The sequence below is a fragment of the Actinomyces sp. oral taxon 897 genome (genome assembly GCF_002999235.1).
Lineage (GTDB): Bacteria > Actinomycetota > Actinomycetes > Actinomycetales > Actinomycetaceae > Actinomyces.
Genome location: NZ_CP027236.1, coordinates 1,523,178 through 1,547,609, shown reverse-complemented (window position 1 = coordinate 1,547,609; position 24,432 = coordinate 1,523,178). Strand labels below are relative to the sequence as shown.

Here is a 24,432-nt window from a genome sequence, read left to right as displayed (position 1 = left end):
TCCACAGGTCCAGAAGCCCGCGGTGGCGCGGGCAGGACGCGGCGGTGCAGCCTCATGACGGAGGTGATCCGCATGACCACAACCCGTCCCGCCCCCCGGGACACCGACTTCTGCCAGCGACCTGCGAGACTTGCGCCCCGGGAGGTCGGGCGTCGCGGCGAGCAGATCGCAGCCCGGTACCTTACGGATCTGGGCTGGCAGGTCCTGGAGCGCAACTGGCGTCCCTCCTCCGGCCGTCGTGGCGGGCAAAGGAGGCCTGGCCAGCAGCCCGGACCAGGGGCCCCGGGCGCCCCGGGGTCCGCCGACCAGGCGCCAGACGGTCCGCGGCTGCGCGGGGAGCTCGACATTATCGCCCTCCAGCCCCGGGAAGGCTCCCGGCCCCGCCTGGTGGTCATTGAGGTCAAGACCCGCACCAGCACGCGACTGGGGCCGCCCGGTGCGGCGGTGGACGCCCGTAAGGTCGCCCGGCTGCGGGCCCTGGCCGGTGCCTGGGCGGCCAGCCACGAGGTACCTCACGAGGGCCTGCGCCTGGACGTCATCTCCCTGCTGCTGCGCCCCGGTCAGCCCGTGTTCCTGCGTCACCACGAGGGGGTGGGGGAGGGATGAGCCTCGCCCGGACCCTCGCTATCACCCTCACCGGCCTGGACGGCCACCTGGTGGACGTCGAGGCCCACGCCGCGCCCGGCCTGCCCAGCTTCACCCTGGTAGGGCTGCCCGACGCCGCCGTCAGGGAGTCGCGGGAGCGGGTGCGTGCCGCCCTGACCACCTGCGGCCTGCGCTGGGGGGAGCAGCGTCTGACCGTCAACCTCTCCCCGGCAGACCTGCCCAAGTCGGGTACCGGGCTCGACCTGGCCCTGGCCCTGGCGGTGCTGGGGGCTCGCGACGCCCTGCCCGCTCAGGCCCTGCCCGAGCTCGCCCGGACCGTCTACGTCGGTGAGCTCGGCCTGGACGGCAGCGTCCACGCCGTACGAGGGGTCCTGCCCTCCGTCCACGCCGCCGTCGCCGCCGGGGTGCGGGACGTCGTGGTCTCGGCCGCGTCCGCCAGCGAGGCGCGCCTGGTCCCGGGCGCCCAGGTCACGGCGGTGGCCCATGTGGGGGAGCTGGTGGATCGCTACGGGGGCAGGCTGCCGACGGCCACCTACCCGCTGGTGGAGCGGGCGCTCCAGGAGGTCACGGTGGGCACGGACCAGGAGCCTGAGCCCACCAGCCACCTGGACCTGGCTGACGTCGTCGGCCAGCGTGGTGCTCGTCACGCCCTGGAGGTCGCGGCGGCTGGCGGGCACCACCTGCTCCTCGTGGGCCCGCCGGGTGCCGGCAAGACCATGCTCGCCCAGCGCATGCCCACCATCCTGCCTCCCCTGGAGCCGTCCGACGCCGTCACCGTCACCGCTATCCACTCCCTGGCCGGGACCTTCCGCGCCGAGTCCGGCCTGCTGAGCACCCCGCCGCTGCGGGCCCCGCACCACACCGCCACCCGTGCCGCGGTCATCGGGGGCGGCAGCGGGACGCCGCGCCCTGGGGACGTGTCCCTGGCGCACTGCGGCGTCCTGTTCCTGGACGAGGCCCCGGAGTTCGCCAGCGGGGTCCTGGACTGCCTGCGCCAGCCCCTGGAGTCGGGCACGGTCTCGATCGACCGCGCCGCGGGACGGGCCACCTACCCGGCGGCCTTCCAGCTGGTCCTGGCGGCCAACCCCTGCCCCTGCGGGGGCGCCAGCGGGCGGGGGACCGGCTGCACCTGCACCTCGCTGCAACGACGGCGCTACTTCTCCCGGCTCTCCGGCCCCCTGCTGGACCGCGTGGACATCCAGGTCGAGGTCCGCCCCGTCAGCGCCACCGACCTGGCCCTGACCGAGGGCCCGGAGTCCAGCAGGACCGTGGCCGCCCGGGTGGCCGCCGCCCGGCAGCGGGCCGCACGGCGTCTGGCCGGTACGCCCTGGCGTCTGAACTGCCAGGTCCCGGGCCGGTACCTGCGCAGCGCCGCCTCAGGCACCGACCCGGCGGTCGTGGCGCGGCTCATGCGGGTCCTGGAGACCGGCGACCTGTCCCTGCGCGGCGCCGACAGGGTCCTGCGCCTGGCCTGGACCCTGGCCGACCTGGGGGGCCACGCCTCACCCACCCTGGAGGACCTTGGCGGTGCCATGGCCCTGAGAATGAGAGGAGCACGCCCATGACGTCCCTGCCCTACGACGTCCACGACGAGGCCCTGGCACGTGCCACCTGGTCCCGCCTGGTGGAGCCCGCCGACGCCGCGGCCGCCGCCCTGGTCGGTCACCTGGGCGCGGGCCCGGCCCTGGAGTGGCTCCTGTCCGAGGGCCTGACCCCTGAGGGGGAGGCGCGCACCAGCCCCCGCCCGCCCCTGCCCTCGTGCCACGACGCCGCCGTCGCCAGTGCCCGCTGGGCCCAGGCGGTAGGCAGGTGGGCGCCGCGTCTGAGCGGGCTGGACATCCGCCGTGAGCTCGATGTCCTGGAGCGCCTGGGCGGGAGCCTGCTCACCCCGGGCGACCCGTGGTGGCCCCCGGGCCTGGGTGAGCTGGCCCAGCCACCCATGTGCCTGTGGGTGAGGGGGGATCCTGCCCTCCTGGTCAGCGCCCAGGACCAGGACCTCCTGGAAGGGGCGTCCCAGCCGCAGGAGGGCCAGGGACCCGGTGGGGAGCCGGACGAGGAGGACGCCGGTGGGCCCGAGGACCAGGAGGCCCCCGGCGAGGATCCGCCGGAGGAGCGGTCCGTAGGGCAGGAGGCCCCGGAGGAGCTGCCCCGGGGGTGGGGTCTCCCGGACCGCCCGCCCACCCGGGAGGACCGGGTCCCTCACGGCGTGGCCACGGGGTACTGCCTGGCCGTGGTGGGGGCGCGGGCCTCTACCGCCTACGGGGAGGAGGTCGCCACCGAGCTGGCCGGGGGCCTGGCTGCGGCCGGCTGCGTGGTGGTCTCCGGGGGCGCCTACGGGATTGACGCGGCGGTCCACCGCGGTGCCCTGGCCCGCGGCCGCACGGTCAGCGTGAGCGCCGGGGGAGTGGACCGCCTCTACCCTGGCGGCAACACGGCCCTGCTGGAGGCCGTCATCCGGCAGGGCGCCCTGGTGGCCGAGGTCCCGCCGGGCTGCAGCCCCGCCCGGCACCGGTTCCTGAGCCGCAACCGCCTGATCGCCGCCATGACGCAGGCGACGGTGGTGGTCGAGGCCGCCTGGCGCTCCGGCGCCCTGTCGACCGCCCGCTGCGCCCAGGACCTGGGACGTCCCCTGGGGGCCGTACCCGGCCCGGTCACCTCCATGGCCTCGGTCGGCTGCCACCGGATCCTGCGGGCCGGTGCGGTCCTGGTCACTGACGTCGACGAGGTGCTGGAGCTCCTCCTGCCCGTAGGCGCCCAGGACGCCGACGCCCGCAAGGAGGCGCAGCCCCGCAACCAGGGCCAGGGGCTCCTGGACGGGCTCGACGGCGACTCCGCCCTGGTCATGGACGCCCTCCCGGCTCGGCGGTCGGCCGGAGCGGAGTCCGTGGCGCGTAGTGCCGGGCTCTCCGTCCCCCAGGTCCTGGCGGCCCTGGGCCTCCTGGAGCTGTCCGGGCGTGTGGAGCAGGAGGGGGAGCGGTGGCGTCGTAAGGTGGCCGCATGAGCGAACATGGGCCCGCAGGCGCTGGGACGTCCCGGAGGGGCGTCGGCGGGGGCCGGAGCCGGTCCCGGACCAGGGGAGCCGTCACCCGCACCGGGAGCGGTGACGGCGCCCGCACCGGGGACGGCCCGGGCGGGTCCGCACAGAGCCCCCAGGCCGACGCCGCCCCGGGAGGGCAGGACGACCCCGGGCTCACCCGGGGCGCGCTCACGCAGGACTTCGCCCGGTACCTGGACTTCCAGCGGGGTCTGTCCCGGCACACCGTGCGCGCCTACACCGGTGACCTGGACGCGCTCCTGACCTTCCTGGGGGCGGGGCCGGACCAGGAGGCTGACGTCAGCCCCGTCCTGGCGGGCCTGAGCCTGGCCGACCTGCGGGCGTGGCTCGCGGACCAGGCCGCGACGGGCCACTCGCGTGCCACCATGGCCCGCCGCGGTGCCACCATCCGGACCTTCTCCACCTGGGCCCACCGCCGCGGCCTGCTGGGGGCCGACGTGGCGGTCCGCCTGCGCTCGCCCCGGGCTGACAACCGCCTGCCCACGGTCCTGAGCCAGGACCAGGCCCGCCAGGTCATGGAGGTGGCCGGGCAGGCGGCGCGGGGTGACCGGCCGTTGTCGGTACGCGACCACGCGATCCTGGAGATCCTCTACGCCAGCGGGATCCGGGTCTCTGAGCTGGTGGGCCTGGACCGGGCTGACCTCGACCCCTCCCGACGCACCCTGCAGGTCGTGGGTAAGGGGGACAAGGACCGGGTGGTGCCCTACGGCCTGCCTGCCGCCCGGGCGCTGTCACGGTGGCTGGCCGTGCGCGGCCGCCTGGCGGGGCCGGGGTCGGGGGACGCCGTCTTCCTGGGTGCGCGTGGGGGGCGGATCGACCCGCGCACGGTGCGCCAGGTCGTCCACCGCGCGACGGCTGCCGCCGGGGTCCCGGACCTCGGCCCCCACGGGCTGCGCCACTCCGCCGCCACCCACGTGCTCAGCGGAGGGGCCGACCTGCGCAGTGTCCAGGAGATCCTGGGGCACTCCTCCCTGGCGACGACGCAGCGCTACACCCACGTCACACCAGAGCGCCTGCGCACGGCCTACGCCCAGGCCTTCCCCCGAGCCTGAGGGGCCACGGCGCACCAGCGCCCCACTCGCCCCTCCCCTCCTCTCCCTCCCTCCCTCCCTCCCCACCGCGAGAACGGTACTTATTGCTCGCGAGAACGGTACTTGTTTCTCGTGAGAACGGTACTTGTTTCTCGTGAGAACGGGCTGTGCCCCTGCTGGCGCCACTTCTGAGAGGTATATCACCTTATATGGCCGGTCGTCCCCTCCCGGGCGGGGTGCCCACCACCGTCATAGGTGCTGCCGCACGGCGTCGTCCTTGCCCGTGCCCCGATTCCGGGTGGGCCCTCTTGCCCAGACCCGTTTCGGGGGTTCCTCCTGACTGTACCCCGGGCCCGGGTGGGCCCGTCCCGGCCTCGTGCCGGTGGGGCCGTGTGCCGGGGCCGGGCGGCTGCCGTACGCGGCGGTCGGCCCCGGGCGGGGACGGCACGACAGGCCCTTCTCGGTCTCAGCCAGTGGGATGAGGGACTGTTCATGTCTTTCCGACACGGGCTCCGACCAGCTCTGGCGATAGGCTCACCCCCGACATACAGCATCCTTGATGACCGGGAGGACATCCCCATGGCACAACCCAGTCCCAGTTACACCGTCGCCCTGCGCCTTGAGGTCCCCGCGACCCAGAAGGTCGTCGCGGCGCTGGTGGACACCGCGACCGCGACCGGAGCCATTGTCACCGGTGTCGACGTCGCCGAGGCGGACAACGACACCCTCATCGTCGACCTGACCGCGGACACCCGTGACTCCGTGCACCGTGGCGAGCTCGTCAAGGCCGTCCAGACCATTGACGGCGTCGTGGTGAACAATGTCGGTGACTCGACCTTCCTGGCCCACGTGGGCGGGAAGATCGAGATCGACTCGAAGTACCCCATCCGCAACCGGCGTGACCTCGCGCGGGTCTACACCCCGGGGGTGGCCCGCGTGTGCAAGGCCATCTACGACCACCCCGAGCGCGCCCGCCAGCTGACCATTAAGAAGAACACGGTCGCCGTGGTCACCGACGGTACCGCCGTCCTGGGCATGGGTGACATCGGGCCCTCGGCAGCGATGCCGGTCATGGAGGGCAAGGCCGTGCTCTTCAAGCAGTTCGGCGACGTGGACGCCTGGCCCGTGGCCCTGGACACCAAGGACCCCGAGGAGATCATCGCTATCTGCAAGGCGATCGCCCCTGCCTACGGCGGTATCAACCTGGAGGACATCGCGGCGCCCAAGTGCTTTGACATTGAGGCGCGTCTGCGTGAGGAGCTCGACATCCCGGTCTTCCACGACGACCAGCACGGTACCGCGATCGTGACCCTGGCCGCCCTCATTAACGCCCTGAGGATCGTGGGCAAGAGGATCGAGGACGTGCGCATCGTCCTGTCCGGCGTCGGCGCGGCGGGCAGCGCCATCGCCAAGCTCCTCATGGCCCACGGCGCGACCGACATCGTGGGCTACGGACGCACCGGGGCCCTGGTGGCCACCGACACCGAGGGGATGAACGAGCACCGCAGGTGGCTGGCGGAGAACACCAACCCCAGGGGCGTGACGGGCTCCCTCAAGGAGGGGCTCAAGGGCGCCGACGTCTTCATCGGCGTCTCCTCGGGCAACCTGCTCCAGCCCTCGGACCTGTCCGTCATGGCCAAGGACGCGATCGTCTTCGCCATGGCCAACCCGACGCCGGAGGTGGACCCGATCGGGGCCGCCGACTACGCCGCCGTGGTGGCCACGGGCCGCTCGGACTACCCCAACCAGATCAACAACGTCCTGGCCTTCCCGGGCCTGTTCCGCGGCCTGCTGGACACGGGGATCACGAACATCTCCACCGAGCTGCTGCGGGCCGCCGCCACCGGTATCGCCTCGGTGATCTCCCAGGAGGAGCTCAGCCCGGTCTACGTCATCCCCGGCGCCTTCGACAAGCGTGTGGCCAAGGAGGTCGCCCGGGCCGTGCGACGGTTCGCCGACGCCTGAGCGACCTCCGGGCGGGTGACCGCCGTCGCGCCAGCTCCTGGGGGCCGGGGGAGGGGGACCTCTCCCGGCCCCCAGCCCGCTGACGAGGGAGATATGGTCAGGGTCACTGGCTGCTGGTTTGACCGGTGGGGCTGGGATCTGGTTTAGTTATCTGCTGTCGCCGCGCGGGGTCCACTCGGATTCCACGCACGACACGGAGGATCCGCCGCAGGGCGCCCCAGCTTGTTGAGACCGAGATCACTTGGTTTTCGCTTGCTGGAGCCAAGATGCTCTGCTAAAGTACTCCAGGCGCTTGCGAGGTGCTGCTCGTCCTGTCCCTGAGGGCATGGCGGGCGACGTCGCTGGGTGTGTTGTTTGAGATCTCGATAGTGTGTCTTGTTTTTGTGTTTTTGTTTGTCTGGTTTTTTGCTGGGTGTGTTCTGGGCGCGTCTTGTTGGGTGTGTCTGGGGTGTGCTTGGTTGTTTTGTTTGTCTGGGTGGTGCTGGTGCCTGGTTCTGCTGGGTTTCTGGTGTTGCCTGGGTGATTGGTTTTTTTGGAGAGTTTGATCCTGGCTCAGGACGAACGCTGGCGGCGTGCTTAACACATGCAAGTCGAACGGGCCTGCCCTTTTTTGGGTGGGTTAGTGGCGAACGGGTGAGTATCACGTGAGTAACCTGCCCCCTGCTCCTGGATAACGCTCTGAAAGGGGTGCTAATACGGGGTGTGCTGGTGCTGCCGCATGGTGGTGCCGGGATAGGTTCCCCTGTTTGGGGGTTCTGGTGGGGGATGGGCTCGCGGCCTATCAGCTTGTTGGTGGGGTGATGGCCTACCAAGGCGGTGACGGGTAGCCGGCCTGAGAGGGTGGACGGCCACACTGGGACTGAGACACGGCCCAGACTCCTGCGGGAGGCAGCAGTGGGGGGTATTGCGCAATGGGCGGAAGCCTGACGCAGCGACGCCGCGTGAGGGACGGAGGCCTTCGGGTTGTGAACCTCTTTCGCCGGTGGAGAAGGCGCCCCCGTGTGGGGTGCTGACTGTAGCCGGGTTAAGAAGCGCCGGCTAACTACGTGCCAGCAGCCGCGGTAATACGTAGGGCGCGAGCGTTGTCCGGAGTTACTGGGCGTAAAGGGCTTGTAGGCGGCTGGTCGCGTCCGCCGTGAAATCCCCTGGCTCAACCGGGGGCGTGCGGTGGGTACGGGCCGGCTTGAGTGCGGTAGGGGAGGCTGGAACTCCTGGTGTAGCGGTGGAATGCGCAGATATCAGGAAGAACACCGGTGGCGAAGGCGGGTCTCTGGGCCGTTACTGACGCTGAGGAGCGAGAGCGTGGGGAGCGAACAGGATTAGATACCCTGGTAGTCCACGCCGTAAACGTTGGGCACTAGGTGTGGGGGGCCTCTTCCGGGTCGTCCGCGCCGTAGCTAACGCATTAAGTGCCCCGCCTGGGGAGTACGGCCGCAAGGCTAAAACTCAAAGGAATTGACGGGGGCCCGCACAAGCGGCGGAGCATGCGGATTAATTCGATGCGACGCGAAGAACCTTACCAGGGCTTGACATGGGCCGGTCGTCCGCGGAGACGCGGGCTCCCTTCGGGGCCGGTCCGCAGGTGGTGCATGGTTGTCGTCAGCTCGTGTCGTGAGATGTTGGGTTAAGTCCCGCAACGAGCGCAACCCCTGTCCCGTGTTGCCAGCACGTCGTGGTGGGGACTCGCGGGAGACTGCCGGGGTCAACTCGGAGGAGGGTGGGGACGACGTCAAATCATCATGCCCCTTATGTCCTGGGCTTCACGCATGCTACAATGGCCGGTACAGAGGGTTGCGATGCCGTGAGGCGGGGCGAATCCCTTAAAGCCGGTCTCAGTTCGGATCGGTGTCTGCAACTCGACACCGTGAAGCTGGAGTCGCTAGTAATCGCGGATCAGCAACGCCGCGGTGAATACGTTCTCGGGCCTTGTACACACCGCCCGTCACGTCATGAAAGCCGGTGACGCCCGAAGCCCGTGGCCCTACGGGGAGCGGTCGAAGGCGGGGCTGGTGATTGGGACGAAGTCGTAACAAGGTAGCCGTACCGGAAGGTGCGGCTGGATCACCTCCTTTCTAGGGATCTAGGGGTCTGCGGGGGGCGGGGGCGCGCACGGGCGCGCCCCCGGGTCCTCTCGTGGCCCGTCGGGAGGGCCGGACGGGCGGACAGCACGGGAACACGCTCCCTGGCCTGTGTCTGCTGGTGCCCGTGTGCGGGTGCCGGTGGGTGGGTGGGGGGTGCCCGCCCTTCCTCGCTCTTGTGGTGGGGGGGTGGGGGCATGCTGTCGGGGTCTGGGGCTGCGTGCCCTTTTGTGTCCTGCTTCTGCTTCTCTCCTGGTTGTTTGCTGCTGCTTGTTTGGTGGTGGTGTGGGGGGTTGTGGGGGTGTGGGTGGGTTGGTTGTGAACTGTATAGTGGACGCGAGTATCTTTGTTCTCTGTGGTGTGTTTTTGTTGTGTGCCTCGCGCCCGGGTCCTGCTGCTGTTGTGGTGGGTTCTGGGGCGTGGTTTCTGCCTGTGTTGTGTGTTGTTTTTATGGGCGTTCGGTGGATGCCTTGGCACCAGGGGCCGATGAAGGACGTGGTGGACTGCGATAAGCCTCGGGGAGCCGTCTTGCGGGCCTTGATCCGAGGGTTTCCGAATGGGGGGACCCGGCGCCCGTCACGGGGCGTCACCCGCGTCTGAATGTATAGGGCGTGTGGGGGTTACGCGGGGAAGTGAAACATCTCAGTACCCGTAGGAGAGGATATTCCGTGAGTAGTGGCGAGCGGAAGCGGATGATGGCTGAAACCGTCGTGGTGCTGGTTACCCGGCAGGGTCTGCCGCGGCGGGGTTGTGGGGTCGTGCCGTCCTGTTCCTGCCGGGGCGGGGGCGTGGTGAGAAACCGTGGTGGTAGCCGAACCCCCTGGGACGGGGGGCCGTGGAGGGTGAGAGCCCCGTAGGCGGAACTGCCTCGGCCGCGCTGGCACGGTGCCCGAGTAGCACGGGGCACGTGGAATCCTGTGTGAATCTGCCGGGACCACCCGGCTGCCTGAATACCTCCTGGTGACCGATAGCGGAGTAGTACCGTGAGGGAACGGTGAAAAGTACCCCGGGAGGGGAGTGAAAGAGTACCTGAAACCGGGCGCCTACGAGCCGTCAGGGCCCTGCCGCCCCCCCGTTTTTCGTGGGGGGTGGGGGGTGGTGGCGTGCCTATTGAAGAATGAGCCTGCGAGTCAGTGGCGTGTCGCGAGGTTAACCCGTTGTGGGGTAGCCGTAGCGAGGGCGAGTCCGAACAGGGCGTCTAGTGGCGCGTCCTGGACCCGAAGCGGGGTGATCTACCCATGGCCAGGCTGAGGCACGTGTAAGAGCGTGTGGAGGGCCGGACCCGCCTGGGTTGAAAACCGGGGGGATGAGCTGTGGGTAGGGGTGAAAGGCCAATCAGACTCCGTGATAGCTGGTTCTCCCCGAAATGCATTTGGGTGCAGCGTCGCGTGGTCCCCGGCGGAGGTAGAGCTACTGGTTGGCTGATGGGCCCCACAGGGTTACTGGGGTCAGCCAAACTCCGAATGCCGTCGGGTGTGAGCGCGGCAGTGAGACCGCGGGGGATAAGCTCCGTGGTCGAGAGGGGAACAGCCCGGACCGCCGGCTAAGGCCCCTAAGCGCGCGCTAAGTGGGAAAGGATGTGCGGCCGCGGTGACAACCAGGAGGTTGGCTTAGAAGCAGCCACCCTTGAAAGAGTGCGTAACAGCTCACTGGTCAAGTGGTCGTGCGCCGACAATGTAGCGGGGCTCAAGCGCGCCGCCGAAGCCGCGGACCCCCGGCCCCCTGTGGGGGGTTGGGGGTGGTAGGGGAGCGTCCTGTGCTGGGTGAAGCCGGTGGGGTGACCCCTGGTGGACGGTGCGGGAGCGAGGATGCAGGCATGAGTAGCGAGACCGGGGTGGGAGTCCCCGGCGCCGTGTGACCAAGGGTTCCAGGGGAAGGTTCGTCCGCCCTGGGTGAGTCGGGGCCTAAGGCGAGGCCGACAGGCGTAGTCGATGGGTGACGGGTTGATATTCCCGTACCGGTGGGGCACCGCCCGTGCTGACTGGTGGGTGCTAACCCACGCCGGGTGCCGCCTTCTTCCCCTTGTCCCGGGCTTCGGCCCGGGTGGGGGTGGTGGTGCCGGGTCTGGGGGTCCTCCGCCTTGGTAGGCAAGCGTGTTAACAGGGGTGACGCACAGTGGTAGCCTCCGCGGGCCTGATGGCTTGGCCCGTCCAACCGTGTGGCCCGTCCCCCAGGTAAATCCGGGGGGCTGTCTTTGGTGACGAGGGTGAGGCGGGACGGTGACCTGCCCCGTGGGGCGGGGAAGCAGGGTGATCCTGTGGTGCCTAGAAAAGCCTCGACGCGATGGTGTGAGCCGCCCGTACCCTATACCGACACAGGTGGTCCGGCAGAGTATGCCGAGGCGGGCGGGTGAACCGTGGTGAAGGAACTCGGCAAGATGCCCCCGTAACTTTGGGAGAAGGGGGGCCCTGTCCCCTGAGGCCCCGTGCGGGCTGGGGGGGCGGGCCGCAGAGACCAGGGGGGAGCGACTGTTTACTAAAAACACAGGTCCGTGCGAAGCCGTAAGGCGATGTATACGGACTGACGCCTGCCCGGTGCTGGAAGGTCAAGAGGATCCGTCAGCCCCCCGCGGGGGGTGAAGCGGTGAGTTCAAGCCCCAGTAAACGGCGGTGGTAACTATAACCATCCTAAGGTAGCGAAATTCCTTGTCGGGTAAGTTCCGACCTGCACGAATGGCGTAACGACTCCCCCGCTGTCTCCACCACGGGCCCGGTGAAATTGCACTACGAGTAAAGATGCTCGTTACGCGCAGAAGGACGGAAAGACCCCGGGACCTTTACTGCAGCTTGGTATTGGCGTCCGCCGTGTCCTGTGCAGGATAGGTGGGAGGCGTGGATCCCGGCGCGCCAGCGTCGTGGGGAGCCGTTGTTGGGATACCACTCTGGGTGCGGCGTGCGCCTGAACCTCGGCCCGTGACCCGGGTCAGGGACAGTGCCTGGTGGGTAGTTTAACTGGGGCGGTTGCCTCCTAAAGGGTAACGGAGGCGCTCAAGGGTCCCCTCAGCCTGGTCGGTAACCAGGTGTCGAGTGCAAGCGCACAAGGGGGCTTGACTGCGAGACCGACGGGTCGGGCAGGTGCGAAAGCAGGAGCTAGTGATCCGGCGGCCCCGTGTGGGTGGGCCGTCGCTCAACGGATAAAAGGTACCCCGGGGATAACAGGCTGATCCTGCCCAAGAGTCCATATCGACGGCATGGTTTGGCACCTCGATGTCGGCTCGTCGCATCCTGGGGCTGGAGCAGGTCCCAAGGGTTGGGCTGTTCGCCCATTAAAGCGGTACGCGAGCTGGGTTTAGAACGTCGTGAGACAGTTCGGTCCCTATCCTCTGCGCGCGTTGGAGGCCTGAGGGGGCCTGTCCCTAGTACGAGAGGACCGGGACGGACGGACCTCTGGTGTGCCAGTTGTCCCGCCAGGGGCACGGCTGGTTGGCTACGTCCGGGAGGGGTAACCGCTGAAGGCATCTAAGCGGGAAACCATCCCCGAGACCAGGCCTCCGCACGACCACCCCCCTGGGGTGGTGTGGTAGGCCCCCGGTAGACGACCGGGTTGATAGGCCGGGCGTGGAAGCGGGGTGACCCGTGGAGCTGACCGGTACTAACAGGCCGACACAACACACAAACACACGCGAACGAGCACGCGTCAGGCACACGGAGCGTGCCACGGACCACCCCCCAGGCGGGGGGTGGGCGTCCACTATACGGTCCACGACCAACCCCCACCACACACGCTGGTCCGCACCACACCGGTGCACGAGCGGGCGTGGGACACACGAGAACAGAACACGGGGCACGCACACCACCGGGACACCACCCCCCACACCCGGGGGGCCACAGTAGCCCGTGGGAGCCCCTACCAGGCCCGTCCTGGTGGTCATAGCGGGGGAGCCACGCCCGGCCCCATACCGAACCCGGAAGCTAAGACCCCCAGCGCCGATGGTACTGCACCCGCCAGGGTACGGAAGAGCAGGACACCACCAGGACACCACAACACAACTACACAAGAGGTCCCGAGAAGTGAGCGGGTGCATATGACACGTACTTGCTCTCGTCAGGTGCCTCATTGTATAGTGTTCTCGCTGACGCGGGGTGGAGCAGTTCGGTAGCTCGCCGGGCTCATAACCCGGAGGTCGCAGGTTCGAATCCTGCCCCCGCTACGAGACGGCGGCCCGGTTCCAGGGTACTTCCTGGAACCGGGCCGTTTGTGTTGTGCCACCCCCCAGGACCCGCCTCTGAGCTCCCCGCCCCGAGGGGTGCGGTGGGGCACAATATCCCCATGATCAACGGCGAACTCATTGACCTGTCCTCGGGCCGCTACCAGGCCCGGGTCGCGACCTGTGGTGCCACGCTCGTCCACCTGCGCCGCGACCACCGCGACCTGATCGTCCCCTTCGACGCCGAGAACTGCCTCCCGTCGGGCTGGCAGGGCAAGACCCTCATCCCCTGGCCCAACCGCATCCAGGGCTCGCGCTACACCTACCGTGGGACCACCTACCTGGTCAGCTGCAACGAGCCCGAGACCGGCGCCGCCCTCCACGGCCTGGCGGGCTGGGCCGACTGGAGCGTCTCGGAGGTATCCGACGACGCCGTCGTCCTGGGCCTGACCGTCCCTGCCTCCTACGTCTACCCGTGGAGCCTGGAGGCCACCGCCCGCTTCCGCCTGGACCCGGCCGGGGGCCTGGCCCTGAGCATCACCACCACCTGCGTGGGAGCCGCCGCCCCCGCCGTCCCCGCCACCCTGACGGTGAGCGCCCCTGAGGTGGACGGACACCTGGCACCCGCCCCCTACTCGGTCTCCACCCACCCCTACCTCACCCGGTCCGTCCCCCTGGACGACTGCGTCCTGACCTCCCCCGGCAGCCAGGTCCTGGACGTGGACCCCGCCACCATGGCCCCCACGCACCTGCGGGACGTGACCGGCACCGACTGGGACTGGCGTCAGGGCCGCCTCGTCGGGGCCACTACCACCGACAACGCCTACACGGGCCTGCCGCAGGGCACCTGGCAGGTCCGCCTGGCCCGCGCCACCGGCGGCCCCGCCGTCGTCATGCGTGCTGACGCCCCCTGGGTCCAGCTCTACACCGCCGACCACATGGGCCGCCGCGGGGTGGCGGTGGAGCCCATGACCGGCGCGCCCAACGCCTTCAACAGCGGCCAGGGGCTGCTGACCCTGGATGTCGGCCAGTCCCACACCTTCGACGTCGCCCTGTACGAGGAGGACTGAGGCGGTTCCCAGGCACGGTGGGGTGTGTCTAACTCCATGAGGGCGGGGCGCCGGGGGCCCATAGACTGGCGCGGGTGCGCCCCCGGTCCCGCCCTGGGACCGCCCGTGTCTGATCCCAAGTCCCACCGCTTAGAGAAACGAAAGAGCAGTGAACGCACGTCCTCTCAGTGTCGCCGTCATCGGGGCCGGCCCCGCAGGTATCTACGCCTCCGACATCCTGTCCAAGTCCGGGCTGGACGTCTCCATTGACCTCTTTGAGCGGCTCCCCGCCCCCTACGGGCTGGTACGCTACGGCGTCGCCCCGGACCACCCGCGTATTAAGCAGATCATTGTGGCCCTGTACAAGATCCTCCAGCGCGGGGACATTCGCCTGATCGGCAACGTGGAGGTGGGGCGGGACGTGTCGGTCGCCGAGCTGCGCGAGCACTACGACGCCCTCGTCTTCTCCACCGGGGCGGACACCGACGCTCCCCTGGACATCCCCGGCGTGGACGCCCCCGAGTGCTACGGCGGCGCCGACTTCGTCTCCTGGTACGACGGGCACCCCGACCACCCGCGCACCTGGGACCTGAGCGCCAAGGAGGTGGCCGTCATCGGCGTGGGCAACGTGGGCCTGGACATTGCCCGGATCCTGGCCAAGCACGCCGAGGACCTCATGGTCACCGAGGTCCCCGCCAACGTGGCCGAGATCCTGCGGACCAACCAGGCCACCGACGTCCACGTCTTCGGCCGTCGTGGGCCCGCCCAGGTCAAGTTCACCCCCCTGGAGCTGCGTGAGCTGGGCAAGCAGCCCGACGTCAACGTCCTGGTGGACGAGGAGGACTTCGAGTACGACGAGGGCTCGCAGGCCGCCCTGGCCGCCTCCAACCAGCAGCGTCAGGTCGTCAAGGCCCTGGAGGGCTACGCCATGGCCGAGCCGGAGGACCTCACCGCCTCCCACCGCATCCACATCCACCTCTTCTCCGCCCCCCACGAGGTCCTCACCGACGAGGACGGGCACGTGCGGGCCCTGCGCACCGAGCGCACCCGGCTGACCGGTGACGGCACCGTCACCGGCACCGGCGTCTACCGTGACTGGCCCGTCCAGGCCGTCTACCGTGCCGTCGGCTACGCCTCGACCCCCGTCAAGGGCCTGCCCTTCGACTCCGAGAACCACGTCCTGCCCAACGCGGGCGGCCGGGTCCTGGGTGAGGACGGGGAGCCGATCACCGGCGTCTACGCCACCGGCTGGGTCCGGCGCGGCCCGGTGGGCCTCATTGGCTCCACCAAGTCCGACGCCCAGGAGACCATTACCAACCTGGTGGCTGACGCGCAGGCCGGCCTGCTGCACGCTGACACCGATGACGCCAGCCAGGTCGGGCACGACGCCGTCACGGTGCTCCTGACCAGGCGCGGCGTGCCCTTCACCACCTGGCAGGGGTGGGAGCTGCTGGACGCCTACGAGCGCCAGCTCGGCCAGGACTACGGGGAGGTGGTGGTGACCTCCGGGCAGTCCAGGGGCCGCGAGCGCGTCAAGGTGGTCTCCCGTGAGGCCATGACCGCCATCTCCCGCAGCCAGGAGGTCCCCGAGGACCTCATCGCCGCTCCCGAGGTCGACCGGGTCCCGGACCGCGTGGCCCACCGCCTGGAGGGCTGAGAGCGTCCGCTTACGGCGCGACCGGGCCCGGCCGCGCCGTAAGTGGGTGCGGGGCTGTAAGGCGGGTGCGCACCGGCCGGACCGGCGCAGGCACCCCGGCCGCGGTGGGCCCGGGGCCGTAAGCGGGGCGGGCCCGGCGGGGGAGACCCGGGGAGGCGGCCAGCAGACCGTCCCAGGTGGAGGCGCCGGGCCGGTGGCCTCAGACGGGTGCGGCCCCAGGTGGGTGACGCCGTCGGCCCCGGTGCGCCCGGACCGGGGGTGCGCTAGAATCTGCGTGCTGTGGCGCCGGGCACGTGCGCCCCTGGTTCCGGCGAGGAAGGATCGACTATGCGTATTGGTGTCCCCACCGAGGTCAAGGACAGTGAGTACCGGGTGGCCCTGACCCCCGCCGGGGTGGACGCCCTGGTGCGGCGGGGCCACCAGGTGACCGTCCAGACCGGGGCGGGGGAGGGCTCGGCCATTGCCGACGCCGCCTACGCCGACGCCGGGGCCGACCTCACCCAGGACGTCGCGGCGCTGTGGGGGAGCAGCGAGATGGTCCTCAAGGTCAAGGAGCCCGTGGCCAGCGAGTACGCCTACCTGCGTCCCGGCCTGCTGCTGTTCACCTACCTCCACCTCGCCGCCAACCGGCCCCTGACCCGTGAGCTCCTGGAGCGGCGCGTCACCTCCGTCGCCTACGAGACCGTTCGGACCTCGGACGGCGCCCTGCCCCTGCTGGCTCCCATGAGCGAGATCGCCGGCCGCCTGGCCGCCCAGGTCGGTGCCGACTGCCTGCTGCGCCCCCACGGCGGGGCCGGGGTGCTGCTGGGAGGCGCTGCCGGGGTGCGTCGCGGTGACGTCGTCGTCCTGGGCGGTGGTACCGCTGGCCTGGCCGCGGCGCGGGTGGCCGCGGGCATGGGCGCGGACGTCACCGTCCTGGACGTCAACCCGCAGGTCATGCGTCGTATTGAGGAGGTCACCGGCGGGGCCGTGCGCACCCGCTACTCCACGCCCCTGGACGTGGCCCGGGCGTGCGCGGGCGCGGACCTGGTCATTGGCGCGGTCCTGGTGCCCGGGGCCCGCACCCCCACCCTGGTGACCCGCCAGATGGTGGCCGGGATGCGCCCGGGCAGCGTCCTGGTGGACGTCGCCATTGACCAGGGCGGCTGTTTTGAGGACTCCCGTCCCACCACCCACGCCGAGCCCACCTACACCGTGGAGGGCTCCACCTTCTACTGCGTGGCCAATATGCCCGGCGCCGTGCCCCACACCTCCACCTACGCCCTGACCAACGCGACCCTGCCCTACGCGCTGGCCCTGGCGGACTCCGGCTGGCGCCAGGCCTGCCTGGAGCACCCCGACCTCGCCCAGGGCCTGGCCACCTACGAGGGCCGCCTCTACGCCGCCGGTGTCGCCCAGGGCCTGGGGCTGGAGGCCGGGGACCCGGGGGTCCTGCTTGCCTGAGCGGCCCGGGCCGCCGGGTCGGGACGCCGTCGCGTAACCCGCGGGACGCACCGGTTCCTGTAGGGGGCCGGCCGGGCCCACGCGGGTACCCGGGGGCCCGCCGCCTCGTCCACAGCCTGGACACAGGTAGCCTTCCTAGACTTGCCCCATGCACGGGACGAACCACCACAACGGCCTCAAGACCGCCGTCCTCCTGGGCGTCATGTGGGGCCTGCTCATCCTCATTGGCTACCTCCTGGCCCAGTGGACCAGGTCATCGGTCTGGTTCCTCATAATGCCGCTTATTGGCGTGGCGCAGACCGCCTACTCCTACTGGAACTCGGACAGGATCGCCGTGCGCTCCATGGGGGCGGTCGAGGTGACCGAGGCCCAGGCCTCGGCCATGTACCGGATCGTGCGTGAGCTCTCGGCGACCGCGGGCCAGCCCATGCCGCGCCTGTACGTGGCCCCGACCATGAGCCCCAACGCCTTTGCCACCGGGCGCGACCCGGCCCACGCCGCCGTGTGCTGCACCCAGGGCATCCTCCAGCTCCTCAACGAGCGTGAGCTGCGCGGCGTCCTGGGCCACGAGCTCTCCCACGTCTACAACCGCGACATCCTCACCGGCTCCATTGCCGCAGGCATCGCCGGGATCATCTCCTCGGTGGCCACCATGTTCTTCTGGCTCGGTGGCGGCGCCAGGCGCGACCGGGACGACGGGGCCTCGGGCCTCGCCCTGCTCCTCATGGTGCTGCTCGCCCCGCTGGCCGCCAGCGTCACCCAGTTCGCCGTCTCACGCACCCGGGAGTACGACGCCGATCACGACGGGGCCATCCTGACCAATGACCCGCTGGCCCTGGCCAGCGCCCTGGGCAAGCTGGAGTCGGGCGTCTCGCGCGTGCCCATGGGCAGGGACCCCCGTGTGGAGCCGGTCAGCGCCATGATGATCGCCAACCCGTTCGGGCGGCTGAGGAGCCTGTTCTCCACCCACCCGCCCATGGCCGACCGCATTGCCCGCCTGGAGGAGATGGCCGGGTACTAGCGTCAGGTAGCCGGCTACGCTCAGCCCGGCCCCTGGGGTGCCTCCAGCCTGGTCGGGGGCGGGCAGGAGGAGACCGGGGCCGTGGCGCTGGTGTGCGCGGGCCGGTGTCCCGGGACCGGCCGGTCCCCACAGCGCCCTGGTGGCGCCAGCCCGGTGGCGTCGCGGGCGCGCGCCCGGGATACTGGCCCCGTGAACGCTCCTGGTACGCCCGCCACCGCGGGTGCCTCCACGCCCCTGGGGGCGGGTCCTGGCGACCTTGGTGCTGACCCCCCGGGGCGTCCGGGCCCCGACGAACCGGGACCGAGGGCCCGTCAGGACTCCCTGGTCGCCCGGTTCCTGCGCTACAGCGCCGTTCCCAGCCAGTCCGACGCGGGCGCCACCACGGTCCCCTCCTCGCCCGGGCAGCGTGAGCTGGCCGAGCTCCTGGCCGCCGAGCTGCGGGCGGCCGGCGCCGCCGACGTGCACCTGTCGGCGACATCGGTCCTCACGGCCCGGGTCCCCGCCAGCCTGCCACCCGGCCACGCACCGGTGCCCCCGGTGGGCTTCTGCGTCCACCTCGACACCGCCGACGCCGGGCTGAGCCCGCGGGTGCGTGCCCGCGTCATTGACTACGTCGGCGGGGACGTGCGCCTGAGCGAGCCCTGGGACGAGGGTGAGGAGGACCCCGACGCCGTCTGGCTGCGCGTGAGCGAGCACCCGGAGGTCGGGCGCTACACCGGGGACCGCCTGCTGGTCACCGACGGCACCAGCGTGCTGGGAGCGGACGACAAGGCCGCCGTCGCCACGGTCATGGAGGCGCTCACCGACGTCCTGGCCGACCCCGGGATCCCCCACGGCGAGGTCTACCTGGCGGCCGTGCCCGACGAGGAGATCGGCCTGCGGGGCGTGCGCACCCTGGACCTGGGACGCTTCCCGGTCCGCTACGCCTGGACCCTGGACTGCTGCGGGCTGGGGGAGGTGTGCTGGCAGACCTTCAACGCCGCCGCCGTCACGGTCCGGATCCGGGGCGTGTGCGCCCACCCCATGAGCGCCAAGGGCGTCCTGGTCAACCCCCTCCTGGTGGCCCACGACGTCGTGGCCCGGCTCGACCGCACCCGGACCCCCGAGTGCACCGAGGGGACCGAGGGCTTCACCTGGGCGCAGGAGATGACGGCGGACCCCTCCACCGCCACCCTGGGGCTCATTGTCCGTGACCACGACCTGACCCGCTTCCACGGGCGCGTCCAGGAGGTGCTCGACGTCGTGGACCAGGTCCGCGCCCTGCACCCGCGCGCCCGCCTCGAGGTGGAGGTCGAGGACACCTACGGCAATATCGCCGACGCCCTCACCCCGGCCAACCGCGCCGGGATCGACCTGGTCCTGGGCGCGATGGACGCCCTGGGCATCACCCCCAGGCCCGTGGCCATGCGCGGGGGCACGGACGGCTCCTGGCTGTCCCGTCAGGGGATCCTCACCCCGAACGTCTTCACGGGGGCCCACAACTTCCACTCCGCCTGCGAGTTCCTGCCCCTGTCCAGCTTTGAGCGCAGCCACGCGCTGGTCCGCACGCTCATGACCCTGGTCGCGCGGCAGGCGGCGCGGCAGGCCCCGTGAGCGAGCCCGAGGCCGCCGCGGCGGTCCTCGCGGCCCTGGGCCGGGTGGCTGCTCAGCGGTAGTTGACGAACTGGAGGGGGGCGTCCACGTCCAGGTCCTTGAGCAGGGCGATAACAGCCTGGAGCTCGTCACGGGACTTGGAGGACACGCGCACCTCCTCACCCTGGATGGTGGCCTTGACCCCCTTGGGGCCCCGGTCCCGGACGGCCTTGGTCACCTGCTTGGCCACCTCCTGGCTCAGCCCCTCCCGCAGTGGGCAGACCAGCCGGTAGATCTTGCCGCTGAGCCTGGGCTCGCGGTCGCCCAGGTCCAGGGCCTTCAGGGAGACGCCGCGGCGGAAGAGCCGGGACTCCAGCACGTCCAGGACGGCCAGGACCCGCTCGGGGGAGTTTGCCTCCAGGGTGATGACGTCACCGGACAGGTGGACCGCGGCGCCCACGCCCCGGAAGTCGTAGCGCTGGGAGATCTCCTTGGCGGTCTGGTTGACGGCGTTGTCCACCTCCTGGCGGTCGAGCCGGGAGACGACGTCGAAGGACGAGACAGAGGCCATGGCGGGGATCCTTTCGGGTCAGGGTGGTCCTGGGAGGGTACCGGTTGCCGGGGGCAGGCGGGGGAGGCGGCCGGGCGCGCCGGGCCAGATACCGGGTCTGAGAACGTCCGGGACGGTGTGAGAAGGCTCCCAGGGCCCTGGGTGGCGTACTCAGCTGGCAGCTTGCTATTCTTCCACGGCACCAGGCGCGAGACTCGTGGGGCTCGCGCACGGTCATGGCGGGTTGCCCGAGCGGCCAATGGGAGCTGACTGTAAATCAGCCGCGCAAGCTACGGGGGTTCGAATCCCTCACCCGCCACCATGACGGCCCCGGCCGTCAGAGGCCTCTCTTCAAGGGAGGTCCCCGCAGTGAGTGAGAACACTGTAGGACGTAGTTGCGCCAGCGACGACGGTCCGGCTAGAGTTCCGCTCGTTGCCCCGATAGCTCAGTCGGCAGAGCGTCTCCATGGTAAGGAGAAGGTCAAGGGTTCGATTCCCTTTCGGGGCTCTGGTACGGCGGGGCCCAGGACGGCCCCTCTTGTGTCTATGGCGAGGTAGCTCAGCTGGTTAGAGCGCACGACTCATAATCGTGAGGTCGAGGGTTCGAGTCCCTCCCCCGCTACGCAAGGCAGCTTCGAGCTGCTCGAGGATCAGTGAGAGGAGACCGACGTGGCTTCCAAGTCCAGCGACGTCCGCCCCAAGATCACTCTGGCCTGCTCGGAGTGCAAGGAGCGTAACTACATTACCAAGAAGAACCGTCGCAACACACCCGACCGCCTGGCGCTGTCCAAGTTCTGCGCCCGCTGCGGCAGGCACACCGAGCACCGCGAGACCCGCTGAGCACCCGACAGCCTGCCATGGGCGCTACCAGCCCCGCTGACGCGCAGTCAGCGGGGTTCCTCATTGCCCGCGGGGCGACGGGGCCAAGGGGGCCGCAGCCGTCTGACGGCGAGCCGCCGCGCCGCCTGGCCTCCTCCGTGCTGACGGCCTCCTCCGTGCTGACGGCCGCGGTCCGGGCCGTGGACGCGGTGAGGGAGGCGGTGGGGCCCAGGGCCTGGGACGGCCTGGTGCACCGGGGGTGCTCCGTGGGGGCGCGCGGGGCCGGCCCGGCTGCGGCCCCGCTGCTCCTACGCGCTGAGAGGGGCGGGTGGGAGCTCCTCCGTGCCCAGGTCGTGGTGGACGGTCGGTTGGTCACCCACGAGCTCGCCCGCCTGGTGGGGGAGGCCCCCGTGCCAGCCGCCTCCGCGCCCCCGTGCCAGGAGGTGCCGGAGGGCGCACGGACCTGGTTCCTCAGGGCGCGGGACGTGGTTGACTGGGCCGCGTGGAGCGGGGACCGCAACGCCGTCCACCGGGTTCCCGGTGCCGCCCGGGCCGCCGGGCTGGCGGTCGGTGAGGGGGCGGTCGTCGCCCACGGCATGTGCCTGGCGGCCATCGCCCTGGGCCTGCGGGGGGCGGAGCCACGTGGCGTGCGCCTGCGTTTCCTGGCCCCCTGCGCCGTGACGGGCGACGCCGTCGTGCCCCTGTGGTGGGAGGAGACGACCGGCCTCCTGCGCTCCCCCCAGGGCCCCCACCTGCGACTCCTCGCCCGGGGCGCGTGATCCTAAAGCCCGCTGGCGGATCTACCGGGCGCTAAGGTGCTCCGGTGACCGCCTCCATCGACGCGCTCCCCGACGGCGCCCCCGCGGCCCCCCTCCCCCGTGTGGACGGCGGCTTCCGGACCGTCCTGGCGGACCCGCCGTGGCGCTTCGCCAACCGCACCGGCAAGGTCGCCCCTGAGCACCGGCGCCTGGACCGCTACAGCACCATGGACCTGGAGGCGATCAAGGCGCTCCCGGTCGGTGAGGTCACCGCCAGGGACGCGCACCTCTACCTGTGGGTACCCAACGCCCTCCTGCCGGAGGGCATGGCCGTCCTGGAGGCGTGGGGCTTCCGCTACGTCTCCAACATTATCTGGGCCAAGCGCCGCAAGGACGGCGGGCCGGACGGGCGCGGTGTCGGCTTCTACTTCCGCAATGTGACAGAGCCCATCCTCTTTGGGGTCAAGGGCTCCATGCGCACCCTCCCCCCGGCACGCTCCACCGTGAACATGATCGAGACCAGGAAGCGCGAGCACTCGCGCAAGCCCGACGAGCAGTACGACCTCATTGAGTCCTGCTCCCCAGGCCCCTACCTGGAGATGTTCGCCCGCTACGCCCGTGAGGGGTGGACCGCCTGGGGCAGTGAGGCCGACGCCGAGACCGAGCCCCAGGGCAGGGCCCGGAGGGGCTACGAGGGCGGGCAGATCGAGCGCGTCCCCTACCTCTCCCCTCACGGGCGGATGAGCGACTGGCTCGCGGACCGTCTGGCCTCCGTCCTGGCGGACGAGTACGCGCGTGGCGCCTCCGTCCGGCAGCTCGCCGAGAAGACGGGCTACCCCGTGTCCCGTGTCCGTGCTCTTCTCAAGCGGGGGGGAGCGGAGCTGCGGGGCCGCGGCCGCCCCCGGGCCGCCCTCTAGGTGCCCGCCGGGGAGCGACAGGCCTGGCGCCGGTCGGCCTCACAGGGCGCGGTGTCCCCTCCCCGGGAGCGTGGACAGGCCAGCCGCACGGCCCACAGGGCTCAGGGCCTTGGGTCCTCCCCCGGGAGGTCGCGGACAGGGACCTCCCACAGGCTGGTCCACACCACACCCAGGTCGGCCAGGAGGAGGCGCAGCAGCGGCAGGGACACGCCGACCACCCCGTGCGGGTCCCCCTCGACCCCCTCGACGAAGGCGCCGCCGAGCCCGTCGAGGGTGAACCCGCCCGCGCACCCCAGGGGCTCGCCGGTGGCGACGTAGGCCTCGATCTCCGCCTTACTGGGGGAGGCGAAGCGGACCACGGTGCTGGAGACCCCGTGGCGCTCCCGGCCGTCGTCGGTGCGGATGAGCGTGTGACCGGTGTGGAGCGTGGCGCGGCGTCCCCGCAGGGCGGCCCAGCGCTCGCGGGCCCGCTGGGCGGTCAGGGGCTTGCCGATGACCTCCTCGCCGACCTGGAGCATGGAGTCGCAGCCCAGGACGACGCAGGCCTCGTGCGCCCCGGTGCGCGAGGCGACCTCACGGGCCTTGGCGGCGGCCAGGGCCTGGACCTGCTCGGCCGGCGTGGGGCGGGGCAGGCCCGCCTGGGTGCGGGAGCGGGCCAGGGCGTCCAGGACGGTGGGCTCGTCCACCGTCGAGACACGTACCAGCGGCACCACCCCGGCGGCGCGCAGGGTGGAGAGTCGACCTGAGGAGGCGGAGGCCAGGCAGAGCGGTAGCACCCCACCAGCGTAGTGTCAGGCCATGACCCCCCAGCCCGCGCCGAGCCCGGACGCCCCGCCCCGCCTGGTCACCGTGGGGACCACCGGATCGACCAACACCGACCTGCGCCGGGCCCTGACCGCGGCGGACGGCCACCTGGACGTGGCGGCTGCCCGCGCCTGGCCGCACCTGTCCGCCCTGCGGGCCGTGTCCCAGAGCGCCGGCCGCGGCCGGGGCGACCACGTGTGGACCACCCCGCCCACGGGCGCCCTCCTGGTCTCCTTCGTGCTGCGTCCCCTCGTGCCCCTGGCCCACCTGGGCTGGCTGCCGCTGGTGGCGGGCCTGGCCGTGCGTGACGTCGTCGCCGCCCGGGCCCGTATCTGGCAGGTGGGGACCAAGTGGCCCAACGACGTCGTGGTGGCCCCCCGGGACGGGGGCCTGCCCGACGTGCCCGGCTGGGGGGGCCTGCGCAAGGTCGGGGGCCTGCTGACCGAGGTGGTGCTGCCCTCCCCCCGCCTGGAGGGGGCTGCCACGCAGCGCCGCGCCCCGGCCCGGCGTGACACCGCCTGCGCGGTCGTCGTGGGCGTCGGCCTGAACGTGTGCCAGGACGACGCCGACCTGCCGGTGCCCTGGGCGGCCTCGCTGCGGACCATGGGCCTGGAGGCCACGGTGGACGGGCTCCTGACGGACGTGACCCGGGCCCTGGGCCAGGCGGTGGGCACCTGGGAGGCCGCAGGCGGTGACCTGACGGTACCGACGGCCGGGGGCCGGCAGCTGGGCGCCCGGCTGCGTCAGACGTGCACCACCCTGGGGCGCCGGGTGCGGGTCCAGGCGCCGGGCGGGGAGGTCGTGGGCACCGCCGTGGACCTCCGCCCCGGACTGGTCGTGACGGACGCCTCCGGGCAGGAGCACGTCCTGAACGCTGGTGATGTTAGTCACGTCCGATACCCGGTGGCCTGAGCCGGGCACAGGCTGCGGTGGCGGCGGTCCCGGCCGATTGGGCCACCG

Annotated in this window: 16 protein-coding genes, 4 tRNA genes and 3 rRNA genes; 21 read left to right on the top strand and 2 right to left on the bottom strand. The window is 71.1% G+C overall.

Annotation, left to right across the window (positions count from 1 at the left end; all coding sequences use genetic code 11):
* Window positions 1-72: 72 nt before the first annotated feature.
* The 14 genes from C3V41_RS06280 to C3V41_RS06215 all read left to right on the top strand — a co-directional run bounded on the left by C3V41_RS06280 (window position 73) and on the right by C3V41_RS06215 (window position 19,645).
* Window positions 73-606 (top strand): YraN family protein, encoded by a 534-nt coding sequence (locus tag C3V41_RS06280; RefSeq protein WP_106110710.1) that lies wholly within the window; start codon window positions 73-75, stop codon window positions 604-606.
* Window positions 603-2,171, top strand: a complete 1,569-nt coding sequence (locus tag C3V41_RS06275) for a YifB family Mg chelatase-like AAA ATPase (RefSeq protein ID WP_106109551.1) — start codon at window positions 603-605, stop codon at window positions 2,169-2,171. Before C3V41_RS06280 ends, C3V41_RS06275 begins: the two co-directional genes overlap by 4 nt.
* Window positions 2,168-3,607, top strand: a complete 1,440-nt coding sequence (locus C3V41_RS06270; RefSeq protein WP_106109550.1) for a DNA-processing protein DprA — start codon at window positions 2,168-2,170, stop codon at window positions 3,605-3,607. Before C3V41_RS06275 ends, C3V41_RS06270 begins: the two co-directional genes overlap by 4 nt.
* Window positions 3,604-4,713: a tyrosine recombinase XerC gene (locus C3V41_RS06265; RefSeq protein WP_106109549.1), complete on the top strand. Its 1,110-nt coding sequence runs from the start codon at window positions 3,604-3,606 to the stop codon at window positions 4,711-4,713. Before C3V41_RS06270 ends, C3V41_RS06265 begins: the two co-directional genes overlap by 4 nt.
* Window positions 4,714-5,271: 558 nt before the next feature.
* The gene (locus C3V41_RS06260) at window positions 5,272-6,657 is read left to right on the top strand and encodes an NAD-dependent malic enzyme (RefSeq protein ID WP_106109548.1); all 1,386 of its coding nucleotides are present in this window, start codon (window positions 5,272-5,274) and stop codon (window positions 6,655-6,657) included.
* A gap of 529 nt (window positions 6,658-7,186) precedes the next feature.
* Window positions 7,187-8,729 (top strand): 16S ribosomal RNA (locus C3V41_RS06255).
* Window positions 8,730-9,173: 444 nt separating this feature from the next.
* Window positions 9,174-12,349 (top strand): 23S ribosomal RNA (locus tag C3V41_RS06250).
* 245 nt (window positions 12,350-12,594) lie between these two features.
* Window positions 12,595-12,711 (top strand): 5S ribosomal RNA (gene rrf / locus C3V41_RS06245).
* The 16S, 23S and 5S rRNA genes sit together here with 1 tRNA gene alongside, the layout of an rRNA operon.
* 100 nt (window positions 12,712-12,811) lie before the next feature.
* Window positions 12,812-12,885: transfer RNA gene (locus C3V41_RS06240), tRNA-Met, on the top strand.
* Window positions 12,886-13,004: 119 nt separating this feature from the next.
* Entirely contained in the window at window positions 13,005-13,952 is a 948-nt protein-coding gene (locus C3V41_RS06235) for an aldose epimerase family protein (RefSeq protein WP_129591492.1), read from the top strand.
* Between the two features lie 148 nt (window positions 13,953-14,100).
* On the top strand, window positions 14,101-15,588 hold the full coding sequence (locus C3V41_RS06230; protein ID WP_106109546.1) for an FAD-dependent oxidoreductase: 1,488 nt from the start codon (window positions 14,101-14,103) through the stop codon (window positions 15,586-15,588).
* Window positions 15,589-15,915: 327 nt separating this feature from the next.
* Window positions 15,916-17,031: an alanine dehydrogenase gene (gene ald, locus C3V41_RS06225; protein WP_106109545.1), complete on the top strand. Its 1,116-nt coding sequence runs from the start codon at window positions 15,916-15,918 to the stop codon at window positions 17,029-17,031.
* A 148-nt stretch (window positions 17,032-17,179) separates the two neighbouring features.
* Entirely contained in the window at window positions 17,180-18,052 is an 873-nt protein-coding gene (htpX, locus tag C3V41_RS06220) for a zinc metalloprotease HtpX (protein WP_106109544.1), read from the top strand.
* Window positions 18,053-18,241: 189 nt separating this feature from the next.
* Entirely contained in the window at window positions 18,242-19,645 is a 1,404-nt protein-coding gene (locus tag C3V41_RS06215) for a peptidase T (RefSeq protein WP_246742144.1), read from the top strand.
* 52 nt (window positions 19,646-19,697) lie between these two features.
* Here the strand turns inward: C3V41_RS06215 and C3V41_RS06210 are convergent, their stop codons facing one another.
* Window positions 19,698-20,195: a YajQ family cyclic di-GMP-binding protein gene (locus C3V41_RS06210; RefSeq protein WP_106109543.1), complete on the bottom strand. Its 498-nt coding sequence runs from the start codon at window positions 20,193-20,195 to the stop codon at window positions 19,698-19,700.
* A gap of 217 nt (window positions 20,196-20,412) precedes the next feature.
* On the opposite strand from C3V41_RS06210, the gene C3V41_RS06205 reads away from it, so the two are divergent.
* From C3V41_RS06205 to C3V41_RS06180, 6 genes are all read left to right on the top strand, one after another.
* A tRNA-Tyr gene (locus C3V41_RS06205) sits at window positions 20,413-20,496 on the top strand.
* 113 nt (window positions 20,497-20,609) lie between these two features.
* Window positions 20,610-20,682 (top strand) — tRNA-Thr (locus tag C3V41_RS06200).
* Between the two features lie 40 nt (window positions 20,683-20,722).
* Window positions 20,723-20,796 (top strand) — tRNA-Met (locus C3V41_RS06195).
* A gap of 47 nt (window positions 20,797-20,843) precedes the next feature.
* The gene (gene rpmG / locus C3V41_RS06190; protein ID WP_106109542.1) at window positions 20,844-21,014 is read left to right on the top strand and encodes a 50S ribosomal protein L33; all 171 of its coding nucleotides are present in this window, start codon (window positions 20,844-20,846) and stop codon (window positions 21,012-21,014) included.
* Between the two features lie 17 nt (window positions 21,015-21,031).
* On the top strand, window positions 21,032-21,772 hold the full coding sequence (locus C3V41_RS06185) for a MaoC family dehydratase (RefSeq protein WP_129591491.1): 741 nt from the start codon (window positions 21,032-21,034) through the stop codon (window positions 21,770-21,772).
* 44 nt (window positions 21,773-21,816) lie between these two features.
* The gene (locus tag C3V41_RS06180; RefSeq protein WP_106109540.1) at window positions 21,817-22,668 is read left to right on the top strand and encodes an MT-A70 family methyltransferase; all 852 of its coding nucleotides are present in this window, start codon (window positions 21,817-21,819) and stop codon (window positions 22,666-22,668) included.
* A gap of 101 nt (window positions 22,669-22,769) precedes the next feature.
* Here C3V41_RS06180 and C3V41_RS06175 read toward each other — a convergent pair whose 3' ends face one another.
* Entirely contained in the window at window positions 22,770-23,444 is a 675-nt protein-coding gene (locus C3V41_RS06175) for a Maf family protein (protein WP_106109539.1), read from the bottom strand.
* A gap of 22 nt (window positions 23,445-23,466) precedes the next feature.
* Between C3V41_RS06175 and C3V41_RS06170 the strand changes: the two genes are divergently transcribed.
* A complete protein-coding gene (locus C3V41_RS06170) occupies window positions 23,467-24,384 on the top strand; it encodes a biotin--[acetyl-CoA-carboxylase] ligase (protein WP_106109538.1) in 918 nt (305 codons plus the stop codon).
* Window positions 24,385-24,432 lie beyond the last annotated feature (48 nt).